The organism is Mycobacterium sp. 3519A (assembly GCF_900240945.1).
Taxonomy (GTDB): Bacteria; Actinomycetota; Actinomycetes; order Mycobacteriales; family Mycobacteriaceae; genus Mycobacterium.
Genome location: NZ_OESG01000013.1, coordinates 571742 through 592436 on the forward strand (window position 1 = coordinate 571742; position 20695 = coordinate 592436).

Here is a 20695-nt window from a genome sequence, read left to right on the forward strand (position 1 = left end):
CAGGAGGCCGACGATGTCAGACCGGGTCCGCATGTGGTTGACCGCAAGCATGGTGAGCGTCGGGGTCGTCGCGGCACTGTTCGCCGGGGCGGGCACGGCGGCCGCCGACGATGCGCCCGGCAGCGACGACAAGGGCACCTCGTCCTCCGAACCGGCGAAACCCGCTGAGAACAAAGCAGATTCGGACACTGAAAGCGGCGCAGCCAAACCGAAGCCCGCGGACGACGAGACGTCGGAAGCGACCGAGCCCACCAGCGAGCCGTCCGCGCAACCAGCTGAGAAGAAGCCGACCACCGGCAAGAAGTCCAAGGCGACCAAGAAGGCACTGCCGAAACCGACCAAATCCGCCGCGGTAGCCGAAAAGCCGGCCGCCGCGCCGTCGGCCGAGCAGGCGGAGCCCGAAGCCGAAAAACCCGAACCTGTAAAACCGGCCACGGCCGACGCACCGGTCGCCGAGGTCTCGACGGCCGCCATACCGCTGACCCGCACCGCGACGAAGGCCAAACCCGTCGAATCGGCCGCGGTGGCGTTCGCGACTCCTGCCGCGGCTGAGATCACGTCGACAGCGAAAGCCTCTCCGCTGTCCGGGCTGCTCAGTGCGATCGGCACCATCGTGTTCAGCATCTACGGCCTGGCCACCCAGATTTTGGGCGGCCCGCCGATTCTGCCGCCGGGCAGCACCGTCACCGTCCGCACGTCGACACTGCACCTCGACTGCGGCTGCAACCCCGGCGACGGCGTCGACGTGCAGGCCGACTGGTACGTCCCGAAGACAGCCGAGGGCGCGCCTGCACCGGACCGGCTGATCTACCTCCAGCACGGGTTCCTGGCCCGTGGCCCCTGGTACAGCTACACCGCGGCGGCGCTCGCCGAGCAGACCCACAGCATCGTCGTCGCGCCGTCGATCACGTCGAACTTCCTGGCGGCCGATGCGTGCTGGCTCGGCGGCAGCGCGATGCACGAGTCGATGGCGCGACTGTTCGACGACGGCAACACCGCGCTCGCCGACAGCGCCGCGGCTGCCGGTTACGCGGGCGCGATCCCGGACCGCGTCGTGCTGATCGGACACTCGCTGGGCGGCGGCGCAGTGATCGGTATCGCGGGCGCGATGGCGGGCAAGCCTTCCGAGCAGAAGCTCGCCGGGGTCATCATGCTCGACGGTGTCCCGTTCGACCCCAAGGCCGCGGAGAAGATCGGGGACGTCGACGACAGCATCCCGATCTACAACCTGGCGGCGCCGCGGTACTTCTGGAACCAGTTCGGCGTCGGCACCGACGCGCTGCTCGCGGCGCGGCCGGGGAAGTTCATCGGCGTCACCCTGGTCGGCGGATCGCACGTCGATTCGATGCGTGGCGGCAACCCGCTGATCCAGTTCGGCCAGGAACTCGTCGCCGGGTTCGTCCGACCGGCCAACGGCGACGCGGCGCAGATGCTGATGATCGACTGGGCCAACGAGATGTTCGACGGCATCCAGCGGGACCCGATCACCGACCCGTTCACGATCGACACCCCGTCCGGCGTGGCCACCGCAATGCCGCTGCCCAACTCGTTGACCAAGCCCTTCATCCTCAATCCGTTGCAGTCGCTGGTGTCGCTGGGCACCGGTTACTTCACGATCGAACCTGCCTGCGTGCGGGAGTCGATTGCCGCGAGCGCCTGCACGTCGGAATCGGTCGCCGCATGACGAGTTACCGCTGGGGGGCGTACCAGACCCAGGTTTTGGCGTAAAACCTCACAGCAACACGGCGCTATCTCTTGACGGAAAGGGGTAAACGAGCCAATCTGTTGGGCAGCAATGTGTGTATGGGTTAGTGATCGAGTCGCCAGCCAGCGCCCGGTGAGTCCTGCATGCAGTGGTTGAGGAATACGCCGTCCTGCGGTACTGTTGGACGTTGCGCTGGCTGCATCCTGCCCACCTAAACCCGCACCTGACACCGATGTCCTGGCCTGAGCCCCGCTCAGTGACCTAGTCGCGTGCCGTGCGTTCGGGGAGTTTGTGGTCGAGAGAGGCCAGCCAAACCGACGCAGATAGCGACTATTCGGATAGGGCAAAGCCTGGCACCGAAACCGTCGCATGAGGTGCTGGAAGGATGCATCTTGGCAGGGTCCCGCCAGATCAAGTCAGCAGTAGCTAATCCCAATAACTCCGTTCCCGGAGCACCCAACCGAGTTTCTTTCGCCAAGCTTCGTGAGCCTCTCGAGGTTCCGGGGCTGCTTGACATCCAGACCGAGTCGTTCGACTGGCTGGTCGGCTCAGACTCGTGGCGCGAGAAGGCCAAGGCCCGCGGCGACGTCAGTCCCGTCGGCGGCCTCGAAGAGGTGCTGGCCGAGTTGTCGCCGATCGAGGACTTCTCCGGCTCGATGTCGTTGTCGTTCTCAGACCCGCGCTTCGACGAGGTGAAGGCTCCGGTCGACGAGTGCAAAGACAAGGACATGACGTACGCGGCTCCGCTGTTCGTCACGGCCGAGTTCATCAACAACAACACCGGTGAGATCAAGAGCCAGACGGTCTTCATGGGCGACTTCCCGATGATGACCGAGAAGGGCACGTTCATCATCAACGGCACCGAGCGTGTCGTGGTGAGCCAGCTGGTCCGCTCGCCGGGTGTGTACTTCGACGAGACCATCGACAAGTCCACCGAGAAGACGCTGCACAGCGTCAAGGTGATCCCCGGCCGCGGTGCGTGGCTGGAGTTCGACGTCGACAAGCGCGACACCGTCGGCGTCCGCATCGACCGTAAGCGCCGTCAGCCGGTCACCGTGCTGCTGAAGGCGCTCGGCTGGACCAACGAGCAGATCGTCGAGCGCTTCGGCTTCTCCGAGATCATGATGGGGACGCTGGAGAAGGACAACACCGCAGGCACCGACGAGGCGCTGCTGGACATCTACCGCAAGCTGCGGCCGGGTGAACCGCCCACCAAGGAGTCCGCGCAGACCCTGCTGGAGAACCTGTTCTTCAAGGAGAAGCGCTACGACCTGGCCCGGGTGGGCCGCTACAAGGTCAACAAGAAGCTCGGCCTGCATGCGGGTGAGCCGATCACCAGCTCGACGCTCACCGAAGAGGATGTCGTCGCCACCATCGAGTACCTGGTGCGCCTGCACGAGGGCCAGACCACGATGACCGTCCCCGGCGGTGTCGAGGTCCCGGTGGAGACCGACGACATCGACCACTTCGGCAACCGTCGTCTGCGTACCGTCGGCGAGCTGATCCAGAACCAGATCCGGGTCGGCCTGTCCCGCATGGAGCGCGTCGTGCGCGAGCGCATGACCACTCAGGACGTCGAGGCGATCACGCCGCAGACCCTGATCAACATCCGTCCCGTCGTGGCGGCGATCAAGGAGTTCTTCGGCACCAGCCAGCTGAGCCAGTTCATGGACCAGAACAACCCGCTGTCGGGCCTGACCCACAAGCGTCGTCTGTCGGCGCTGGGCCCCGGCGGTCTGTCCCGTGAACGCGCCGGCCTCGAGGTCCGCGACGTGCACTCCAGCCACTACGGCCGGATGTGCCCGATCGAGACGCCGGAAGGCCCGAACATCGGCCTGATCGGTTCGTTGGCGACCTACGCGCGGGTCAACCCGTTCGGGTTCATCGAGACGCCGTACCGCAAGGTCGTCGACGGTGTGATCACCGACCAGATCGACTACCTGACCGCCGACGAGGAGGACCGCCACGTCGTGGCGCAGGCCAACTCGCCGATCGACGAGAACGGCCGCTTCGTCGAGGAGCGGGTGTTGGTCCGTCGTAAGGGCGGCGAGGTCGAGTTCGTCTCGGCGACCGAGGTCGACTACATGGACGTCTCACCGCGCCAGATGGTGTCGGTCGCGACGGCGATGATCCCGTTCCTCGAGCACGACGACGCCAACCGTGCCCTGATGGGTGCCAACATGCAGCGCCAGGCGGTTCCGCTGGTGCGCAGCGAGGCTCCGCTGGTCGGCACCGGTATGGAGTTGCGCGCCGCGATCGACGCGGGTGACGTTGTCGTCGCCGACAAGGCGGGCGTCATCGAGGAGGTCTCGGCCGACTACATCACCGTGATGGCCGACGACGGCACCCGGCACACCTACCGGATGCGCAAGTTCGCCCGGTCCAACCACGGCACCTGCGCCAACCAGCGTCCGATTGTGGACGCCGGGCAGCGTGTCGAGGCGGGTCAGGTCATCGCCGACGGGCCGTGCACCGAGAACGGTGAGATGGCGCTTGGCAAGAACCTGCTCGTGGCGATCATGCCGTGGGAAGGACACAACTACGAGGACGCGATCATCCTCTCCAACCGCCTGGTAGAAGAGGACGTGCTCACCTCGATTCACATCGAGGAGCACGAGATCGATGCCCGCGACACCAAGCTGGGCGCCGAGGAGATCACCCGGGACATCCCGAACGTCTCCGATGAGGTGCTGGCCGACCTCGACGAGCGCGGCATCGTCCGCATCGGCGCCGAGGTCCGCGACGGCGACATCCTGGTCGGCAAGGTCACCCCGAAGGGTGAGACCGAGCTGACCCCGGAGGAGCGGCTGCTCCGCGCGATCTTCGGTGAGAAGGCGCGCGAGGTCCGCGACACGTCGCTGAAGGTGCCGCACGGTGAGTCCGGCAAGGTCATCGGCATCCGGGTGTTCTCCCGCGAGGACGACGACGAGCTGCCCGCCGGCGTCAACGAGTTGGTCCGCGTGTACGTCGCGCAGAAGCGCAAGATCTCCGACGGCGACAAGCTGGCCGGACGCCACGGCAACAAGGGCGTCATCGGCAAGATCCTGCCCGTCGAGGACATGCCGTTCCTGCCGGACGGCACGCCGGTCGACATCATCCTGAACACGCACGGTGTGCCGCGACGGATGAACATCGGCCAGATCCTGGAGACCCACCTCGGCTGGGCGGCGAAGGCCGGCTGGAAGATCGAGGGTTCCCCGGACTGGGCGGCCAACCTGCCCGAGGACATGCTGGAGGTCGAACCGAACAGCATCGTCTCGACGCCGGTGTTCGACGGTGCCCGCGAGGCCGAGCTTCAGGGTCTGTTGGCGTCGACGCTGCCAAGCCGCGACGGCGAGCAGTTGGTCGACGAGGACGGTAAGGCGAAGCTGTTCGACGGTCGCAGTGGCGAGCCGTTCCCGTATCCGGTGACGGTCGGCTACATGTACATCCTCAAGCTGCACCACCTGGTGGACGACAAGATCCACGCCCGTTCCACTGGTCCGTACTCGATGATCACCCAGCAGCCGCTGGGCGGTAAGGCGCAGTTCGGTGGCCAGCGGTTCGGTGAGATGGAGTGCTGGGCCATGCAGGCCTACGGCGCGGCGTACACGCTGCAGGAGCTGTTGACCATCAAGTCCGACGACACCGTCGGTCGGGTCAAGGTGTACGAGGCGATCGTCAAGGGCGAGAACATCCCCGAGCCGGGCATTCCGGAGTCGTTCAAGGTGCTGCTCAAGGAGTTGCAGTCGCTGTGCCTGAACGTCGAGGTGCTGTCCAGCGACGGCGCGGCGATCGAGATGCGTGACGGTGACGACGAGGACCTGGAGCGCGCTGCGGCGAACTTGGGAATCAACTTGTCGCGCAACGAATCTGCCTCCGTGGAAGATCTTGCGTAGTGGATTTGTCCTTCGAATTTGTTACTAATCCCGAAAGGGGAAAGGGAGTTACGTGTTAGACGTCAACTTCTTCGATGAGCTCCGGATCGGTCTTGCCACCGCCGACGACATCCGTAACTGGTCGTTCGGTGAGGTCAAGAAGCCGGAAACCATCAACTACCGCACATTGAAGCCGGAGAAGGACGGCCTGTTCTGCGAGAAGATCTTCGGACCGACTCGCGACTGGGAGTGCTACTGCGGCAAGTACAAGCGCGTCCGCTTCAAGGGCATCATCTGCGAGCGCTGCGGCGTCGAGGTGACTCGCGCCAAGGTGCGTCGTGAGCGGATGGGCCACATCGAGCTGGCCGCGCCCGTCACGCACATCTGGTACTTCAAGGGCGTGCCGTCGCGGTTGGGCTACCTGCTCGACCTGGCGCCGAAGGATCTCGAGAAGATCATCTACTTCGCGGCCTACGTCATCACCGCGGTGGACGACGAGATGCGGCACAACGAGCTGTCCACGCTCGAGGCCGAGATGGCCGTCGAGCGCAAGGCCGTCGAGGATCAGCGCGACGCCGACCTCGAGGCCCGGGCCCAGAAGCTCGAAGCCGATATGAAGGAGCTCGAGGACGAGGGCGCCAAGTCCGACGTCAAGCGCAAGGTGCGCGACGGCGGCGAGCGTGAGATGCGTCAGATCCGCGACCGGGCCCAGCGTGAGCTGGACCGGCTCGAGGAGATCTGGAACACCTTCACCAAGCTGGCTCCCAAGCAGCTCATCGTCGACGAGGTGCTCTACCGCGAGCTCGTCGACCGCTACGGCGAGTACTTCGAGGGCGCCATGGGCGCGGAGTCGATCAAGAAGCTCATCGAGACCTTCGACATCGACGCCGAGGCCGAGAACCTGCGCGAGGTGATCCGTAACGGCAAGGGCCAGAAGAAACTTCGTGCTCTCAAGCGGCTCAAGGTGGTTGCGGCGTTCCAGCAGTCGAGCAACTCGCCGCTGGGCATGGTGCTTGACGCGGTTCCGGTGATCCCGCCGGAGCTGCGTCCGATGGTGCAGCTCGACGGTGGCCGGTTCGCCACGAGCGACCTCAACGACCTGTACCGCCGCGTGATCAACCGCAACAACCGGCTCAAGAGGCTGATCGATCTCGGTGCGCCGGAGATCATCGTCAACAACGAGAAGCGCATGCTTCAGGAGTCGGTGGACGCGCTGTTCGACAACGGCCGCCGCGGCCGTCCGGTCACCGGACCGGGCAACCGCCCGCTGAAGTCGCTGTCGGATCTGTTGAAGGGCAAGCAGGGCCGGTTCCGTCAGAACCTGCTCGGCAAGCGCGTCGACTACTCCGGCCGTTCGGTCATCGTGGTCGGCCCGCAGCTCAAGCTGCACCAGTGCGGTCTGCCGAAGCTGATGGCACTCGAGCTGTTCAAGCCGTTCGTGATGAAGCGTCTGGTTGACCTCAACCACGCGCAGAACATCAAGAGCGCCAAGCGGATGGTCGAGCGTCAGCGCCCGCAGGTGTGGGACGTCCTCGAAGAGGTCATCGGCGAACACCCGGTGCTGCTGAACCGCGCACCGACGCTGCACCGCCTCGGCATCCAGGCCTTCGAGCCGCAGCTGGTGGAGGGCAAGGCAATTCAGCTGCACCCGCTGGTCTGTGAGGCGTTCAACGCCGACTTCGACGGTGACCAGATGGCCGTGCACCTTCCGCTGTCGGCGGAGGCGCAGGCCGAGGCTCGCATCCTGATGCTGTCGTCGAACAACATCCTGTCGCCTGCGTCGGGCCGCCCGCTGGCCATGCCGCGTCTGGACATGGTGACCGGCCTGTACTACCTGACGACGATGATCGAGGGCGACACCGGCGAGTACACGCCTGCCGCCAAGGATCGGCCGGAGACGGGCGTGTACAGCTCGCCTGCCGAGGCGATCATGGCGATGGATCGTGGTGCGCTGTCGGTGCGGTCCAAGATCCGGGTGCGGCTGACTCAGCTGCGTCCGCCCGCCGACGTCGAGGCCGAGTTGTTCGGCGATGCGGGTTGGAAGCCGGGCGACGCGTGGACTGCAGAGACCACGCTGGGCCGGGTGCTGTTCAACGAGCTCCTGCCGCTTGGGTATCCGTTCGTCAACGAGCAGATGCACAAGAAGGTGCAGGCCCGGATCGTCAACGATCTGGCCGAGCGCTACCCGATGATCGTGGTTGCGCAGACCGTCGACAAGCTCAAGGACGCCGGCTTCTACTGGGCCACGCGTTCGGGTGTGACGGTCTCGATGGCCGACGTCATCGTGCCGCCGGAGAAGCAGGAGATCCTCGAGCGTTACGAGGCCGAAGCGGACCGGATCGAAAAGCAGTACCAGCGTGGTGCTCTCAACCATGAGGAGCGCAACGGTGAGCTGGTGAAGATCTGGCAGAAGGCCACCGAAGAGGTCGGTGACGCGCTGCGGTCGCACTACCCGGCAGACAACCCGATCATCACGATCGTGGACTCCGGCGCGACGGGTAACTTCACCCAGACGCGAACGCTGGCAGGCATGAAGGGTCTGGTGACCAACCCGAAGGGTGAGTTCATCCCGCGTCCGATCAAGTCCTCGTTCCGTGAGGGCCTGACGGTGCTGGAGTACTTCATCAACACCCACGGCGCCCGAAAGGGTCTGGCCGACACCGCTCTTCGTACCGCCGACTCGGGTTACCTGACCCGTCGTCTGGTGGACGTGTCGCAGGACGTCATCGTGCGCGAGACCGACTGCGAGACCGAGCGCGGCATCACCGTCACGCTGGCCGAGTTGCAGGACAAGTCGCTGGTGCGCGATCAGCACATCGAGACTTCGGCCTACGCGCGGACATTGGCGGCCGACGCGCTGGACGCGAAGGGCAACGTGGTCGTCGAGCGCGGCCACGACCTTGGCGACCCGGCGATCGAGGCGCTGCTCGCGGCGGGCATCACCGAGGTGAAGGTCCGCTCCGTGCTGACCTGCACCACCGGTACCGGCGTGTGCGCGATGTGCTACGGCCGTTCGATGGCGACGGGCAAGCTCGTCGACATCGGCGAGGCGGTCGGCATCGTCGCCGCGCAGTCCATCGGTGAGCCCGGCACACAGCTGACCATGCGTACGTTCCACCAGGGTGGCGTCACCGGCGGTGGCGACATCGTCGGTGGTCTGCCTCGCGTGCAGGAACTGTTCGAGGCCCGCGTGCCGCGTGACAAGGCGCCGATCGCCGACGTCAGCGGCCGGGTGCGCCTCGAAGAGGGTGAGCGCTTCTACAAGATCACCATCGTCCCTGACGATGGTGGCGAAGAAGTGGTGTACGACAAGCTGTCTCGTCGTCAGCGCCTGAAGGTGTTCAAGCACGAGGACGGCACCGAGCGGCTGCTGTCGGACGGCGACCACGTCGAGGTTGGCCAGCAGCTGATGGAAGGCTCCGCCGACCCGCACGAGGTGCTGCGTGTCCAGGGCCCCCGCGAGGTGCAGATCCACCTCGTCAAGGAGGTCCAGGAGGTCTACCGCGCTCAGGGTGTGTCGATCCACGACAAGCACATCGAGGTGATCGTCCGGCAGATGCTGCGTCGCGTCACGATCATCGATTCGGGTTCGACGGAGTTCCTGCCCGGATCGCTGACCGAGCGCTCGGAGTTCGAGTCGGAGAACCGTCGGGTGGTTGCCGAGGGCGGCGAGCCCGCGGCGGGTCGCCCGGTGCTGATGGGTATCACGAAGGCGTCGTTGGCCACCGATTCGTGGCTGTCGGCGGCGTCGTTCCAGGAGACCACTCGCGTGCTGACCGATGCGGCGATCAACTGCCGCAGCGACAAGCTGATGGGTCTGAAGGAGAACGTGATCATCGGCAAGCTGATCCCGGCCGGTACCGGTATCAACCGGTACCGCAACATCCAGGTGCAGCCGACCGAAGAGGCGCGGGCCGCGGCGTACACGATCCCGTCCTACGAGGATCAGTACTACAGCCCCGACTTCGGCCAGGCCACCGGTGCCGCGGTGCCGCTGGACGACTACGGCTACAGCGACTACCGGTAAGCAATACGGAATTGCCCCCGCCTCGCGCGGGGGCTTTTTCGTTGGCTGGTCAATGCGCCGAACGTGGGTTACCGGCACGGTTCGCGTCCATTCCGCGTGATAGAAGCCCACACTCGACGGGTGGTGGCGAACGCGGCATGGTTCCTTGCGGGGTTGGCCGCGCTGGTCGTCGGCGCTGAGGTGATGGTGCGCGGAGGCGCGCGAGTCGCCGCGCGCTTCGGCATCAGCCCGATCGTCGTCGGTCTGACCGTGGTGTCGATCGGCACGAGCATGCCCGAGCTGGCGGTGGGTGTGGTCGCGGCGCTCGATGACAACGGCGCGCTGGCGGTCGGCAACATCACGGGCACCAACGTCGTCAACCTGCTGCTGGTGCTCGGGCTGAGCGCCTTGCTCGTGCCGCTGAGCCTGCAGATTCGCACGCTGCGGTTCGAGTTGCCGGTGATGGCAGGCGCGGCGGCGCTGCTGTGGCTGTTGGCGGCCGACGGTGTGCTTTCGCGATTCGACGGCCTCGTGATGGCCCTCGGCGCAGTCGTCTACACCATCGCGGTGGTGCGTGCGGCCCGACGTGAGAATCAGGATGTGACAACCGAATTCACCGAGGCCTTTTCGAAAGCGCGGTCAGAGCGCACCGGGTTACACGTCGGCATGACGCTGATAGGCATTGTGATCATCGTGCTGGGCGCCGAACGGCTTGTCGACGCGGCAGTCGGCATGGCTCGCGGTTTCGGGGTGTCCGATGCGTTGATCGGGCTCACAGTGGTAGCCGTCGGGACCTCCGCGCCCGAACTGGTCACCACCGTGGTGTCCACCGTGCGCGGTGAGCGTGACATCGCCATCGGGAACCTGCTCGGCAGCAGCATCTACAACATACTGCTAATCCTCGGCGTCACATGCCTGGTTCCCGCGCACGGTCTGACGTTGCCTCCGGAGATGGTGCGCATCGACATCCCGATCATGGTGGCCGTCGCCCTCGTCTGCGTTCCGATCTTCGTGTCGGGCCGACGGGTCAGCCGTTTCGAGGGCGGCGCGCTGGTCTGCGCGTACGCTGCATTCCTGGCCTTCCTGCTCCTGACGCAGACGTGACGATCAGATCGGTTGCCGCACTTGCGCGGTGAAGCCGTCCAGGTTGGCCTCGAGGAACTCGCGCATGGTGACCGGCTCGCGGCCGATCAGCGCGGCCAGCGCGGCGCTGTCGGCGGGCAGCGTACGCCCGGCTGTCGCGACCGTATGTCCGACCGCGGAGATGTGTTGTGCCATCGAAAGATTGACTACGTCCTGGCCGCCCGAGCGGGCCAATTGCTCGAGGTCGTAGCGCCATTCCTCCAGCGTGACAGGCTCGAACCGAACGCGGGAATCGGTGAGTTCGGTGAGCAACTCGGCGATGTCGGCGTGGCTGAACAGCTCCGACCCCTTCGCGTAGTAGATGGATTCGGCGAACCGCTCGGGATGCAGCAGCGCCGCCAGCCCCAACTCCGCGGCATCGCGGCCACTGATCCAGGCGACCTCGCCGGGACCGAACGAGTTGCGAATCAGTCCCTGTTGGCGGACCGAATCGCTGTGTAGGACAACAAGGTTCTCGTGGAACAACGCCACGACGCGAAGGATCAGCAGATCGAGGCCGGCCCACTGCAGAATCTCCTCGGCCAGCCACTGCGCGCGACCGAGACTGCTGAGGCTGCCGGGTTGGGCAGGCCCCATCGACATCACGACCGTACGGGGTTGCCGTCCCACCTCACGGACAGCCGCGGCGTAGTTGGCGGCGGCCGGGATGATGCCTGCGTCGATCGGATACGTGAAGTAGGCGAGGTCCACATCGGCCAAGGCGGGCAACAGTGTTCGGCGGTCGTGCAGATCCCCGATGACGATCTCGGCGCCGAGTTCCGCGAGCCGCTCGGTGCGCTCGCTGAGCGTGCGGGCCAGCACCCGCACTGGTCGGCCGTGCTCACGCAATCGTCGCACCAGGAATTCGCCGGTACCGCCGTGGCGCCCCGTCGCGCCGGTCACCAGAATCGGATTGTCAGCCATGCATCTCGTCTTTCGTGTCAGTCGAAGGTGAACAGAACTTTGCCGCCGCGCTCGGTGGTCTGGGCGTGCTCGAAGGCCTTGCGGTAGTCGCTCAAGTGATAGGTCGCCTCGACGGGCACCGACAATTCGCCGTCGGCCACCAAACCCGCGAGGTGGGAAAGCGTTGCGGCGACTTCCCGCCGCGGCGCGCGGGCATACCAGTTGCCCAGCCAGAATCCGGTGAAGCGAATTTCTTTGGAGAAAAGCGCGGCCGACGACGGGCCGGTCGGCGCGCCTGTCAACGAGGCGTACGTGACGGCCGTGCCGCCGAACTTCAACGCGCCGAGCAGATCCGAGGCCAGAGTGCCGCCGAGCGGATCCAGCACCAGGCTCAGCTGTTCGCCGTCGAGTGTGCTTTCGATGTCGGCGGCCAGGGTATCGCCACTGACCAGCACGACATCGCCTCCGGCGCTGCGGATCTCGGCCGCCGCGTCTTCACGGCGTACCACGTTGAGCGTCTTCAGTCCCCGCCGCTTGGCCAGCGCCACCACCAGCCTGCCGACCGCCGAGTTCGCCGCGGTCTGCCCGACCCAGTCGCCGACCTTCAGATCGGCGCGCTCGAGCAACAGGTGCGCGGTCGGTGGGTTGATGCTCACCATCGCCAACTGCAGCGGATCGGCGTCGGGCACCTCGACGATGTCGTTCGCGGCCACGATCACCTGTTCGGACCAGGTGCCGTATTGGTAGGTGGGGAGCACGATCACCCGCTTGCCGACGACGCCGCCGTCGACGCCGGACCCCGCAGCGTCCACGATGCCGACGCCCTCCGCGCCGACGGTCGCAGGCGGCGTAGGCCGTGCGAGGTATTTGCCTTGCACCAGCAGCAGATCGGACGGGTTGATCGCGGCGGCCTCGAGGCGAACCGACACCTGGCCGGGCCCTGGCGCCGCGTCGGAGCCGTCCACCAGGTGGACGGACGTGTCAGGTTGCCCGAATTCGGTCAGGACAAGGTGGCGCATGGAAACCTCCTACTTCGATGCTGCGCATCAAAGTACACCGATCGGTATCCAGAGCGCCAGACCTGGTGATATTCACGATATTCGGGAATACCGCTCGGTGTCGGGTAGTCAGCCGAAGGAGTTCTTGTAGTAGACGACCTGGTTGGACGTGGCCAGCAGGGTGCCGCTGCGCGACCACAGTTGGGCCCGCTGGTCGAAATAACCGCGCGCGAACTGCTGGCCCTGCGCGGTGGCCAGGATGTAGTCGTCGCCCACGTCCGCGAGTTCAGCGGCGTCGACGTGGAGGTACGTCGTCATCGAGATCGTGCCAGCCGGCACGGGCATGCCCCGACGCAGAAACACCCGCGGATAGAAGATATCGGACAGCGCGGCCAGGCCGCTGAAATCCAACTTCCGGGCGGGATCGTCGCGCACCCAGAGCGTGGTCGTCGACGATGACCTGGCGATGCCGTCGGCCGGCGGTGGACCGCTGACGAAGCGAAGGTCGAAGTTCTGCAGGAACACCACGCCTTCCGGCCCGGGCACCCGCTCGACGGACTCAGGCTGTGGCACATCGGGCAGCACCGCCTCGGTGCTCGACCAGGCATTGCGGCGGGTTCCGAAAACCGCTGTGGCGGTTGACATCACACCAGCAGACTGGGTGAGTGAGGCCGTCCAGTGCTGGTTGGAGCGGTTAGCGCGCACCAGTGTCGTTTCGATTCGGAAATCGCCGTCGGCGATCGGTGCGGCGAAGTTGACGGTGAGCGCCACCGGATCGCCGACCCGGTCGGGCTGCAACTCCATGGCGTGCAGCAGCACCGCCGCAGTGGTACCGCCGAAGGGGCCCACCGCATTGCCGTACTCGGGGATGGTGCGGCCGAGCATCACCCGCTCAGAATCTGGCTCGAGTCGGATCGCCGCGTCGAACGAGTGGACCATCAGACCGTCTCCTTCGTCGTCATCCGACGAAGGGTACCGATCGGTATACTCGGCGGCATGACCAGGGAGGCGGCCACGCGCAGCGGTGGCAGGGGAGCGCGCGAGCGGTTGGCCGCCGCAGCCGCCAAGCTGTTCTATCGCAACGGCATCAACGCCACCGGCATCGAGACCATCATCCAGCACGCCAAGGTGTCCAAACGGACGCTGTACCAACACTTCTCGACCAAGACCGAACTCGTCGAGAACTACCTCCGCACGCTCGATGAGTCGGGCACACCGATGGAGCATCCACTGGACCGGGCGGACCTGGCGCCCTGCGAGCGGTTGCTGGCGGTCTTCGACGTGCCACCGGTGGAACGCTTCCGCGGCTGCCCGTTCCACAACGCCGCGGTCGAATCGGCGGGCACCTGGACCGGCGTCGACGAGCTGGTCCGGTCGCACAAGCGCCGCTTCACCGAACGGCTGATCGCGGTGGCGCAGGAAGCCGGGGCCCGCGACCCGTACGCGCTCGGCAATCACCTGATGGTGCTGTTCGAAGGTGCGACGGCGTTGGCGACATCGCTCAACGACACCGCCGCGCTGCTGCACGCCCGATCCGCCGCCGCACAACTGATCGACGACGCGTGCCGCTGACCTGAGCGGTGTCGGGTGGCCCGCCTAGACTCGACCATGTGTTGATCGGTTCGCATGTGCACGGAGACGACCCCCTGGCCGACGCCGCGGCCGACGGTGCCGACGTGGTGCAGTTCTTCCTCGGCAACCCGCAGAGCTGGAAGAAGCCGAAGCCGCGGGAAGACGCCGCGGTGCTGAAGGCGTCGACCGTGCCGCTGTACGTGCATGCGCCCTACCTGATCAATGTCGCCTCGGCCAACAACCGGGTGCGCATCCCCTCGCGCAAGATCCTGCAGGACACCTGCGATGCGGCGGCCGAGATCAACGCCACCGCGGTGATCGTGCACGGCGGACACGCCGACGACAACGACTGGGAGGCCGGCTTCGAGCGCTGGCGCAAGGCGCTGGACTACCTGGAGACCGACGTACCGGTGTATCTGGAGAACACCGCGGGTGGCGACCACGCGATGGCCAGGCATTTCGACACCATCGCCCGGCTGTGGGACCACATCGGCGACAAAGGCATCGGGTTCTGCCTCGACACCTGCCACGCCTGGGCCGCGGGCGAAAAGCTCATCGACGCGGTCGAGCGGATCATGAGCATCACCGGCCGCATCGACCTGGTGCACTGCAATGACTCTCGCGACGCCGCGGGCTCGGGCGCCGACCGGCACGCCAACTTCGGCACCGGGCAGATCGATCCCGAACTGCTGGTCGCCGTCGTCACGGCCGCCGACGCGCCGGTGATCTGCGAAACCGCAGATGAAGGCCGCAAGGACGACATCGCCTTTCTGCGCGAGCACGTGGGATAGTCCGGCCCAAGGCACGGTTCGATAACCGAACGGTCACCTAACCTGCGGTAACCCCTCGGTGAACTACGCTGCATTGAGTGTCGGCAGTCGATGACTCGCCAATTGCCTTGGTCCGCCTCCAGGAAGCGGACCGTACGCGCAACCGCCGATTGACCATCGTGCGCCGCATCGCCGTCGCGATATGGGCCGCGGTCGTCGTCTATCGAACAATCACAACGGGTTTCGCGTTCAACCGCGAACTGCTGCTGCTGTACATCTGCACCGGGCTGCTGGCTGCCAGCATCGGTCAGGGTCGCCGCATGCTGTACGTCATCCGCGACTGGCTGCCGTTCGCGCTGGTGCTTGTCGCGTATGACCTGAGCAGGGGGGCGGCGACGCTGATCGGGCGGCCGACGATGTGGCATTGGCAGGTCGACGCGGATCGCTGGCTGTTCTTCGGCACGGTCCCGACGGTGTGGCTGCAGGAGCACCTGAAGCAACCGTTCCCGCCCTGGTGGGAAATCGTGATCAGCACCGTCTACATGTCGTTCTTCATCCTTCCGTACATCGTCGCCGCGGTGCTGTGGCTGCGCGATCGAGAAGAGTGGAAGGCGTTCGTCCGATTGTTCGTCGGGCTGTCGTTCACGGCGCTGCTCATCTACGCGCTGCTGCCCGCCGCACCACCGTGGGCCGCGGCCAGATGCACGGCCGCCGACGTCGACGGTGGTCCTGCGGGCCCGCGGTGCATGTTCCGGTCACCCCGTGGCGTGCCCGACGGCGGCCTGCTCGGCGCGATGCACACGACGCAGAACGGTGCCAACGACTGGGTCGAGCGGATCGTCGGCCGGGGCTGGGGCAAGCTCAACCTCCAAACGGCCAGCGCGTTGATCGACCAGGGGCAGGCCAGCGTCAACCTGGTGGCGGCCATCCCGTCGCTGCATGCGGGCCTGACCGCCGCGATCGCCGCGTTCCTGTGGACCCGGGTCTCACGCAAATGGCGTGCTCTGCTGGTGGCATACGTGCTGGTGATGGCGTTCACGCTGGTCTACACCGCCGAGCACTACTTCGTCGACATCCTGCTCGGCTGGCTACTGGCCGCCGTCGTGATGAGCGCCCTGCGGTGGTACGACTCCCGGCGGAGACGGCCTGCCGAACCGACGGCGGATGTTACAACTCTTGAGCAGCTGTCGTAAAACTGTAATATGAGGGCATGCCGGATACGCACGTCGTCACCAACCAGGTCCCGACCCTGGAGAACTACAACCCCGCAACCGCACCGGTCCTGACCGAGGCGCTGATCCGCGAAGGCGGTGAATGGGGGCTCGACGAGGTCACCGAACTCGGAGCGCTGTCGGGCAGCAAGCAAGCGGTGCGTTGGGGTGAATTGGCCGACCGCAACCAGCCGATCCTGCACACCCACGACCGCTACGGCTATCGCGTCGACGAGGTCGAGTTCGACCCCGCCTACCACGAGTTGATGCGGGCGGCCATCGGCCATGGCCTGCATGCCGCGCCGTGGGCCGACGACCGGCGCGGCGCTCACGTCGTGCGCGCGGCCAAGATGTCGGCGTGGACACCCGAACCCGGCCACGTCTGTCCGATCTCGATGACGTACGCCGTCGTGCCCGCACTGCGCCACAACTCCGAACTCGCGGCGATCTACGAACCGCTGCTCACCAGCCGCGAATACGACCCTGAGCTGAAGGTGCCCGACACCAAGGTGGGCATCACCGCCGGCATGTCGATGACCGAGAAGCAGGGCGGATCCGACGTCCGCGCGGGCACCACGCAGGCCACGCCGAACGGCGACGGCAGTTACTCGCTGCGCGGGCACAAGTGGTTCACGTCGGCACCGATGTGCGACGTCTTCCTGGTCCTGGCTCAGGCGCCCGGCGGCCTGTCTTGTTTCTTCCTGCCGCGGGTCCTGCCGGACGGCAGCCGCAACCGGATGTTCCTGCAGCGGCTCAAGGACAAACTCGGCAACCACGCCAACGCCTCCAGTGAGGTCGAATACGACGGCGCCACCGCATGGTTGGTCGGCGAGGAGGGGCGCGGCGTGCCGACCATCATCGAGATGGTCAACCTCACCCGGCTCGACTGCACACTGGGCAGCGCCACCAGCATGCGCAGCGGGCTGACCCGCGCCATTCACCACGCCCAGCATCGAAAGGCGTTCGGGCAGTATCTGATTGACCAGCCGCTGATGCGCAACGTGCTGGCCGACCTCGCCGTCGAGGCCGAAGCCGCCACCATCGTCGCGATGCGGATGGCGGGTGCCACCGACGCCGCGGTGCGCGGCGACGAACGCGAAACGCTGCTGCGTCGCATCGGCCTTGCGGCCAGCAAGTACTGGGTGTGCAAGCGCGCCACCCCGCACGCCGGCGAAGCGATGGAATGCTTCGGTGGCAACGGCTACGTCGAGGAGTCCGGGATGCCGCGGCTGTACCGCGAGGCGCCGCTGATGGGCATCTGGGAGGGTTCGGGCAACGTCAGCGCGCTGGATACGTTGCGCGCCATGGCAACTCGTCCAGAATGCGTCGACGTGCTGTTCGACGAACTCGGCAGGACCGCAGGCCAGGACCCCCGCCTGGACGCCCACGTCGCGGCGCTGCGGCCCGCGCTGGAGGACCTGGAGACAATCCAGTACCGCGCCCGCAAGATCGCCGAGGACATCTGCCTGGCCCTGCAGGGTTCGCTGCTGGTGCGCCACGGCCACCCCGCCGTCGCGGAAGCGTTCCTGGCCACCCGCATGGGCGGTGCCTGGGGCGGCGCGTTCGGGACCATGCCGACGGGGCTGGATCTCGCGCCGATCCTCGAACGTGCGATGGTCAAGGGCTGAGTTTCCACTGCCGAGCAGACGCAAAGTTGCCCATTTTGGCGGCTTTTAGGGCAACTTTGCGTCTGCTCGCCGAACCAGGGAGCGTTACATGACACACGCGATCAGGCCCGTTGACTTCGACAACCTGAAGACGATGACCTACGAGGTCACCGATCGCGTCGCCCGCATCACGTTCAACCGGCCCGAGAAGGGCAATGCGATCGTCGCGGACACGCCGCTGGAGTTGTCGGCGCTCGTCGAGCGCGCCGACCTCGACCCGGCAGTGCACGTCATCCTGGTTTCCGGTAGGGGAGAGGGCTTTTGCGCGGGCTTCGACCTGTCGGCGTATGCCGAGGGCTCGTCGTCGGCGGGCGGCGGCAGCCCGTACCAGGACACTGTGCTCTCCGGTAAGACGCAGGCGATCAATCACCTACCCGATCAGCCGTGGGACCCGATGATCGACTACCAGATGATGAGTCGGTTCGTCCGCGGGTTCTCCAGCCTGATGCACGCCGACAAGCCGACGGTGGTGAAGATCCACGGCTACTGCGTCGCAGGCGGCACGGACATCGCGTTGCACGCCGACCAGGTCATCGCGGCGGCCGACGCCAAGATCGGCTATCCGCCGACCCGGGTCTGGGGTGTGCCCGCGGCAGGTATGTGGGCGCATCGGCTCGGCGATCAGCGAGCCAAACGCCTTCTGCTGACCGGTGATTGCATCACCGGTGCCCAGGCCGCGGAGTGGGGGCTCGCGGTCGAGGCGCCGGGCCCCGACGACCTCGACGAGCGCACCGAGCGACTGGTAGAACGCATCGCGGCGGTCCCGGTCAACCAGCTCATCATGGTCAAACTCGCGATGAACTCCGCGCTGTACAACCAGGGCACCGCCAACAGCGCGATGATCTCCACCGTCTTCGACGGCATCGCCAGGCACACCCCCGAGGGGCATGCGTTCGTCGCGCAGTCCCGTGAGCACGGCTTCAGGGAGGCGGTCCGGCAACGCGACGAACCGTTCGGCGACTACGGCCGGAAGGCATCGGGAGTCTGAGGACATGCCCAGCCTGTCGCGGATGACGGCCCGATCGGTGGTGCTGAGCGTGCTGCTCGGCGCTCACCCGGCCTGGGCCACCGCGAGCGACCTGATCAAGCTGACAGCCGATTTCGACATCCGCGAGCCGACGGTGCGGGTCGCGTTGACCCGGATGGTGAGCGCCGGTGACCTCATCCGCTCCGAAGACGGTTACCGGCTCTCCGACCGACTGCTGGCCCGGCAACGCCGCCAGGACGACGCGATCAATCCGCGCAAGCGTAAGTGGGACGGCGGCTGGACCACCCTGGTGATCACCAGCATCGGCATCGACGCCAGGACCCGCGCGGCGCTACGAACCACCCTGCAGGAAAACCGGTTCGCTGAATTGCGCGAAGGGGTCTGGCTTCGGCCGGACAACCTGGACATCGAGCTGGGGCAAGATGTGTGCGACCGGGTGCGGGTGCTGCAGTCCCGCGACGAAGCGCCCGACGAGCTGGCCGCCCAGCTGTGGGATCTGCCGGACTGGATGCGGGTCGGCCGTGAACTTCTCGACGAAATGGCTACGGCCACAGATGTTCCCGGGCGGTTCGTCGCTGCCGCAGCTATGGTGCGCCACCTGCTGACCGATCCGGTGCTGCCCGACGAACTGCTGCCCGACGATTGGCCGGGCGACGCGCTGCGCAAGGCATATACGGACTTCGCCGCCGAACTGGTCGCGCGGCGCGATGGTGTCGAACTGATGGAGGCAACGTGACGAGTGGTGGCGTGCGCGTCGAACGCAATGGGCCGGTGACGACGGTCATCATGAACAGACCGGAGGCGCGCAACGCCGTCAACGGCGCGGCGGCGGCGGAGTTGTACGCCGCATTCGACGAGTTCGACAAGGACGATTCGGCGTCCGTCGCCGTGCTGTGGGGTGACAACGGAACATTCTGTGCCGGAGCCGATCTGAAGGCGATGGGCACACCGGAGGCCAACCCGGTGCACCGCAGCGGACCCGGTCCGATGGGTCCGAGCCGGATGGTGCTGTCCAAGCCGGTGATCGCCGCGGTCAGCGGCTACGCGGTCGCGGGTGGACTGGAGCTGGCGATCTGGTGCGATATGCGGGTGGTCGAAGAGGACGCGGTGTTCGGCGTCTTCTGCCGGAGGTGGGGCGTGCCGCTGATCGACGGCGGCACAGTGCGACTGCCGCGGATCGTCGGCCACAGCCGGGCAATGGACATGATCCTCACCGGCCGCCCCGTCGACGCCGCCGAAGCGCTGGCCATCGGGCTGGCCAACCGTGTCGTGCCGAAAGGTCAAGCGCGGCAACGGGCCGAGGACTTGGCCGCTGAACTGGCGAAGCTGCCCCAGCAGTGCATGCGATCCGATCGACTGTCGGCGTTGAACCAGTGGGGACGCTCCGAAGCCGACGCGATGGACTTCGAATTCGCCAGCATCTCGCGCGTGGCAGCCGAATCACTGCAGGGCGCAGCACGATTCGCCGACGGCGCAGGCCGCCACGGCGCGAACGCCTAGCCCTTGCTGATCTTGTTGTTCGACCCGGTGTCGTTGATCTTCGGGTCACCGTCTTTGTAGGTGACGGTGTTGTTGAGGCCGACGACGGACAGTTCCTTGTCGACCTTCTCGAAGGTGATCTTGTTGTCCGCGCCGCCGATGTTCACGTTGGCGCAGGTGCCTTTGACCGTCAGCGTGTTGTTCGAGCCGCCGACGTTGAGCGACTTCCCATCGGCGCAGTCGAGGTCGCCGGTGGTCCCGAACGACCCGTAGTTGATGGTGTTGCCGATCTCGATCTGCGCGCCTGACGATCCCGCGGTGGCCGTCGGCGAGTTGGTGTCCTTGCTTTCCGACCCGCAGGCAGCCAATCCGAACGCGACGACGGCGCAGCAGACGATGGCGGGCGCGACGCGCATG

At 66.3% G+C, this 20695-nt stretch carries 15 protein-coding genes; 11 read left to right on the plus strand and 4 right to left on the minus strand.

Annotated features, from left to right (window positions below; genetic code table 11):
- The first annotated feature begins 13 nt into the window (after positions 1–13).
- The 4 genes from C1A30_RS10540 to C1A30_RS10555 all read left to right on the plus strand — a co-directional run bounded on the left by C1A30_RS10540 (position 14) and on the right by C1A30_RS10555 (position 10672).
- A complete protein-coding gene (locus tag C1A30_RS10540) occupies positions 14–1684 on the plus strand; it encodes an alpha/beta hydrolase (RefSeq protein ID WP_101948259.1) in 1671 nt (556 codons plus the stop codon).
- 413 nt (positions 1685–2097) lie between these two features.
- A complete protein-coding gene (locus tag C1A30_RS10545) occupies positions 2098–5583 on the plus strand; it encodes a DNA-directed RNA polymerase subunit beta (protein ID WP_369974114.1) in 3486 nt (1161 codons plus the stop codon).
- Between the two features lie 52 nt (positions 5584–5635).
- A complete protein-coding gene (locus tag C1A30_RS10550; RefSeq protein ID WP_101948264.1) occupies positions 5636–9589 on the plus strand; it encodes a DNA-directed RNA polymerase subunit beta' in 3954 nt (1317 codons plus the stop codon).
- 120 nt (positions 9590–9709) lie between these two features.
- Positions 9710–10672, plus strand: coding sequence for a calcium/sodium antiporter (locus C1A30_RS10555; protein WP_101948266.1), 963 nt, complete (start codon positions 9710–9712; stop codon positions 10670–10672).
- Between the two features lie 3 nt (positions 10673–10675).
- On the opposite strand, the gene C1A30_RS10560 is transcribed toward C1A30_RS10555, so the two are convergent.
- The 3 genes from C1A30_RS10560 to C1A30_RS10570 form a co-directional block, all read right to left on the minus strand.
- Positions 10676–11614: an NmrA family NAD(P)-binding protein gene (locus tag C1A30_RS10560; RefSeq protein ID WP_101948268.1), complete on the minus strand. Its 939-nt coding sequence runs from the start codon at positions 11612–11614 to the stop codon at positions 10676–10678.
- A gap of 17 nt (positions 11615–11631) precedes the next feature.
- Entirely contained in the window at positions 11632–12612 is a 981-nt protein-coding gene (locus C1A30_RS10565) for a zinc-dependent alcohol dehydrogenase family protein (protein ID WP_101948270.1), read from the minus strand.
- Positions 12613–12720: 108 nt separating this feature from the next.
- Complete coding sequence (locus C1A30_RS10570; protein ID WP_101948272.1) at positions 12721–13530, minus strand: acyl-CoA thioesterase II; 810 nt, start codon at positions 13528–13530, stop codon at positions 12721–12723.
- A gap of 57 nt (positions 13531–13587) precedes the next feature.
- On the opposite strand from C1A30_RS10570, the gene C1A30_RS10575 reads away from it, so the two are divergent.
- The 7 genes from C1A30_RS10575 (at position 13588) to C1A30_RS10605 (ending at position 20299) form a co-directional block, all read left to right on the plus strand.
- Positions 13588–14163, plus strand: coding sequence for a TetR/AcrR family transcriptional regulator (locus tag C1A30_RS10575; RefSeq protein ID WP_101948274.1), 576 nt, complete (start codon positions 13588–13590; stop codon positions 14161–14163).
- Positions 14164–14201: 38 nt separating this feature from the next.
- Positions 14202–14954: a deoxyribonuclease IV gene (locus tag C1A30_RS10580; RefSeq protein WP_101948277.1), complete on the plus strand. Its 753-nt coding sequence runs from the start codon at positions 14202–14204 to the stop codon at positions 14952–14954.
- 77 nt (positions 14955–15031) lie between these two features.
- Positions 15032–16126: a phosphatase PAP2 family protein gene (locus tag C1A30_RS10585; protein ID WP_101948279.1), complete on the plus strand. Its 1095-nt coding sequence runs from the start codon at positions 15032–15034 to the stop codon at positions 16124–16126.
- A 17-nt stretch (positions 16127–16143) separates the two neighbouring features.
- Positions 16144–17772 (plus strand): acyl-CoA dehydrogenase family protein, encoded by a 1629-nt coding sequence (locus C1A30_RS10590; RefSeq protein WP_101948281.1) that lies wholly within the window; start codon positions 16144–16146, stop codon positions 17770–17772.
- An 88-nt stretch (positions 17773–17860) separates the two neighbouring features.
- Positions 17861–18799, plus strand: coding sequence for a crotonase/enoyl-CoA hydratase family protein (locus C1A30_RS10595; RefSeq protein ID WP_101948284.1), 939 nt, complete (start codon positions 17861–17863; stop codon positions 18797–18799).
- A gap of 4 nt (positions 18800–18803) precedes the next feature.
- Complete coding sequence (locus C1A30_RS10600) at positions 18804–19535, plus strand: PaaX family transcriptional regulator C-terminal domain-containing protein (RefSeq protein ID WP_101948286.1); 732 nt, start codon at positions 18804–18806, stop codon at positions 19533–19535.
- Complete coding sequence (locus C1A30_RS10605; RefSeq protein ID WP_369974115.1) at positions 19532–20299, plus strand: crotonase/enoyl-CoA hydratase family protein; 768 nt, start codon at positions 19532–19534, stop codon at positions 20297–20299. Before C1A30_RS10600 ends, C1A30_RS10605 begins: the two co-directional genes overlap by 4 nt.
- Here C1A30_RS10605 and C1A30_RS10610 read toward each other — a convergent pair.
- Complete coding sequence (locus tag C1A30_RS10610; RefSeq protein WP_101948290.1) at positions 20296–20694, minus strand: DUF3060 domain-containing protein; 399 nt, start codon at positions 20692–20694, stop codon at positions 20296–20298. The genes C1A30_RS10605 and C1A30_RS10610 overlap by 4 nt on opposite strands.
- Position 20695 lies beyond the last annotated feature (1 nt).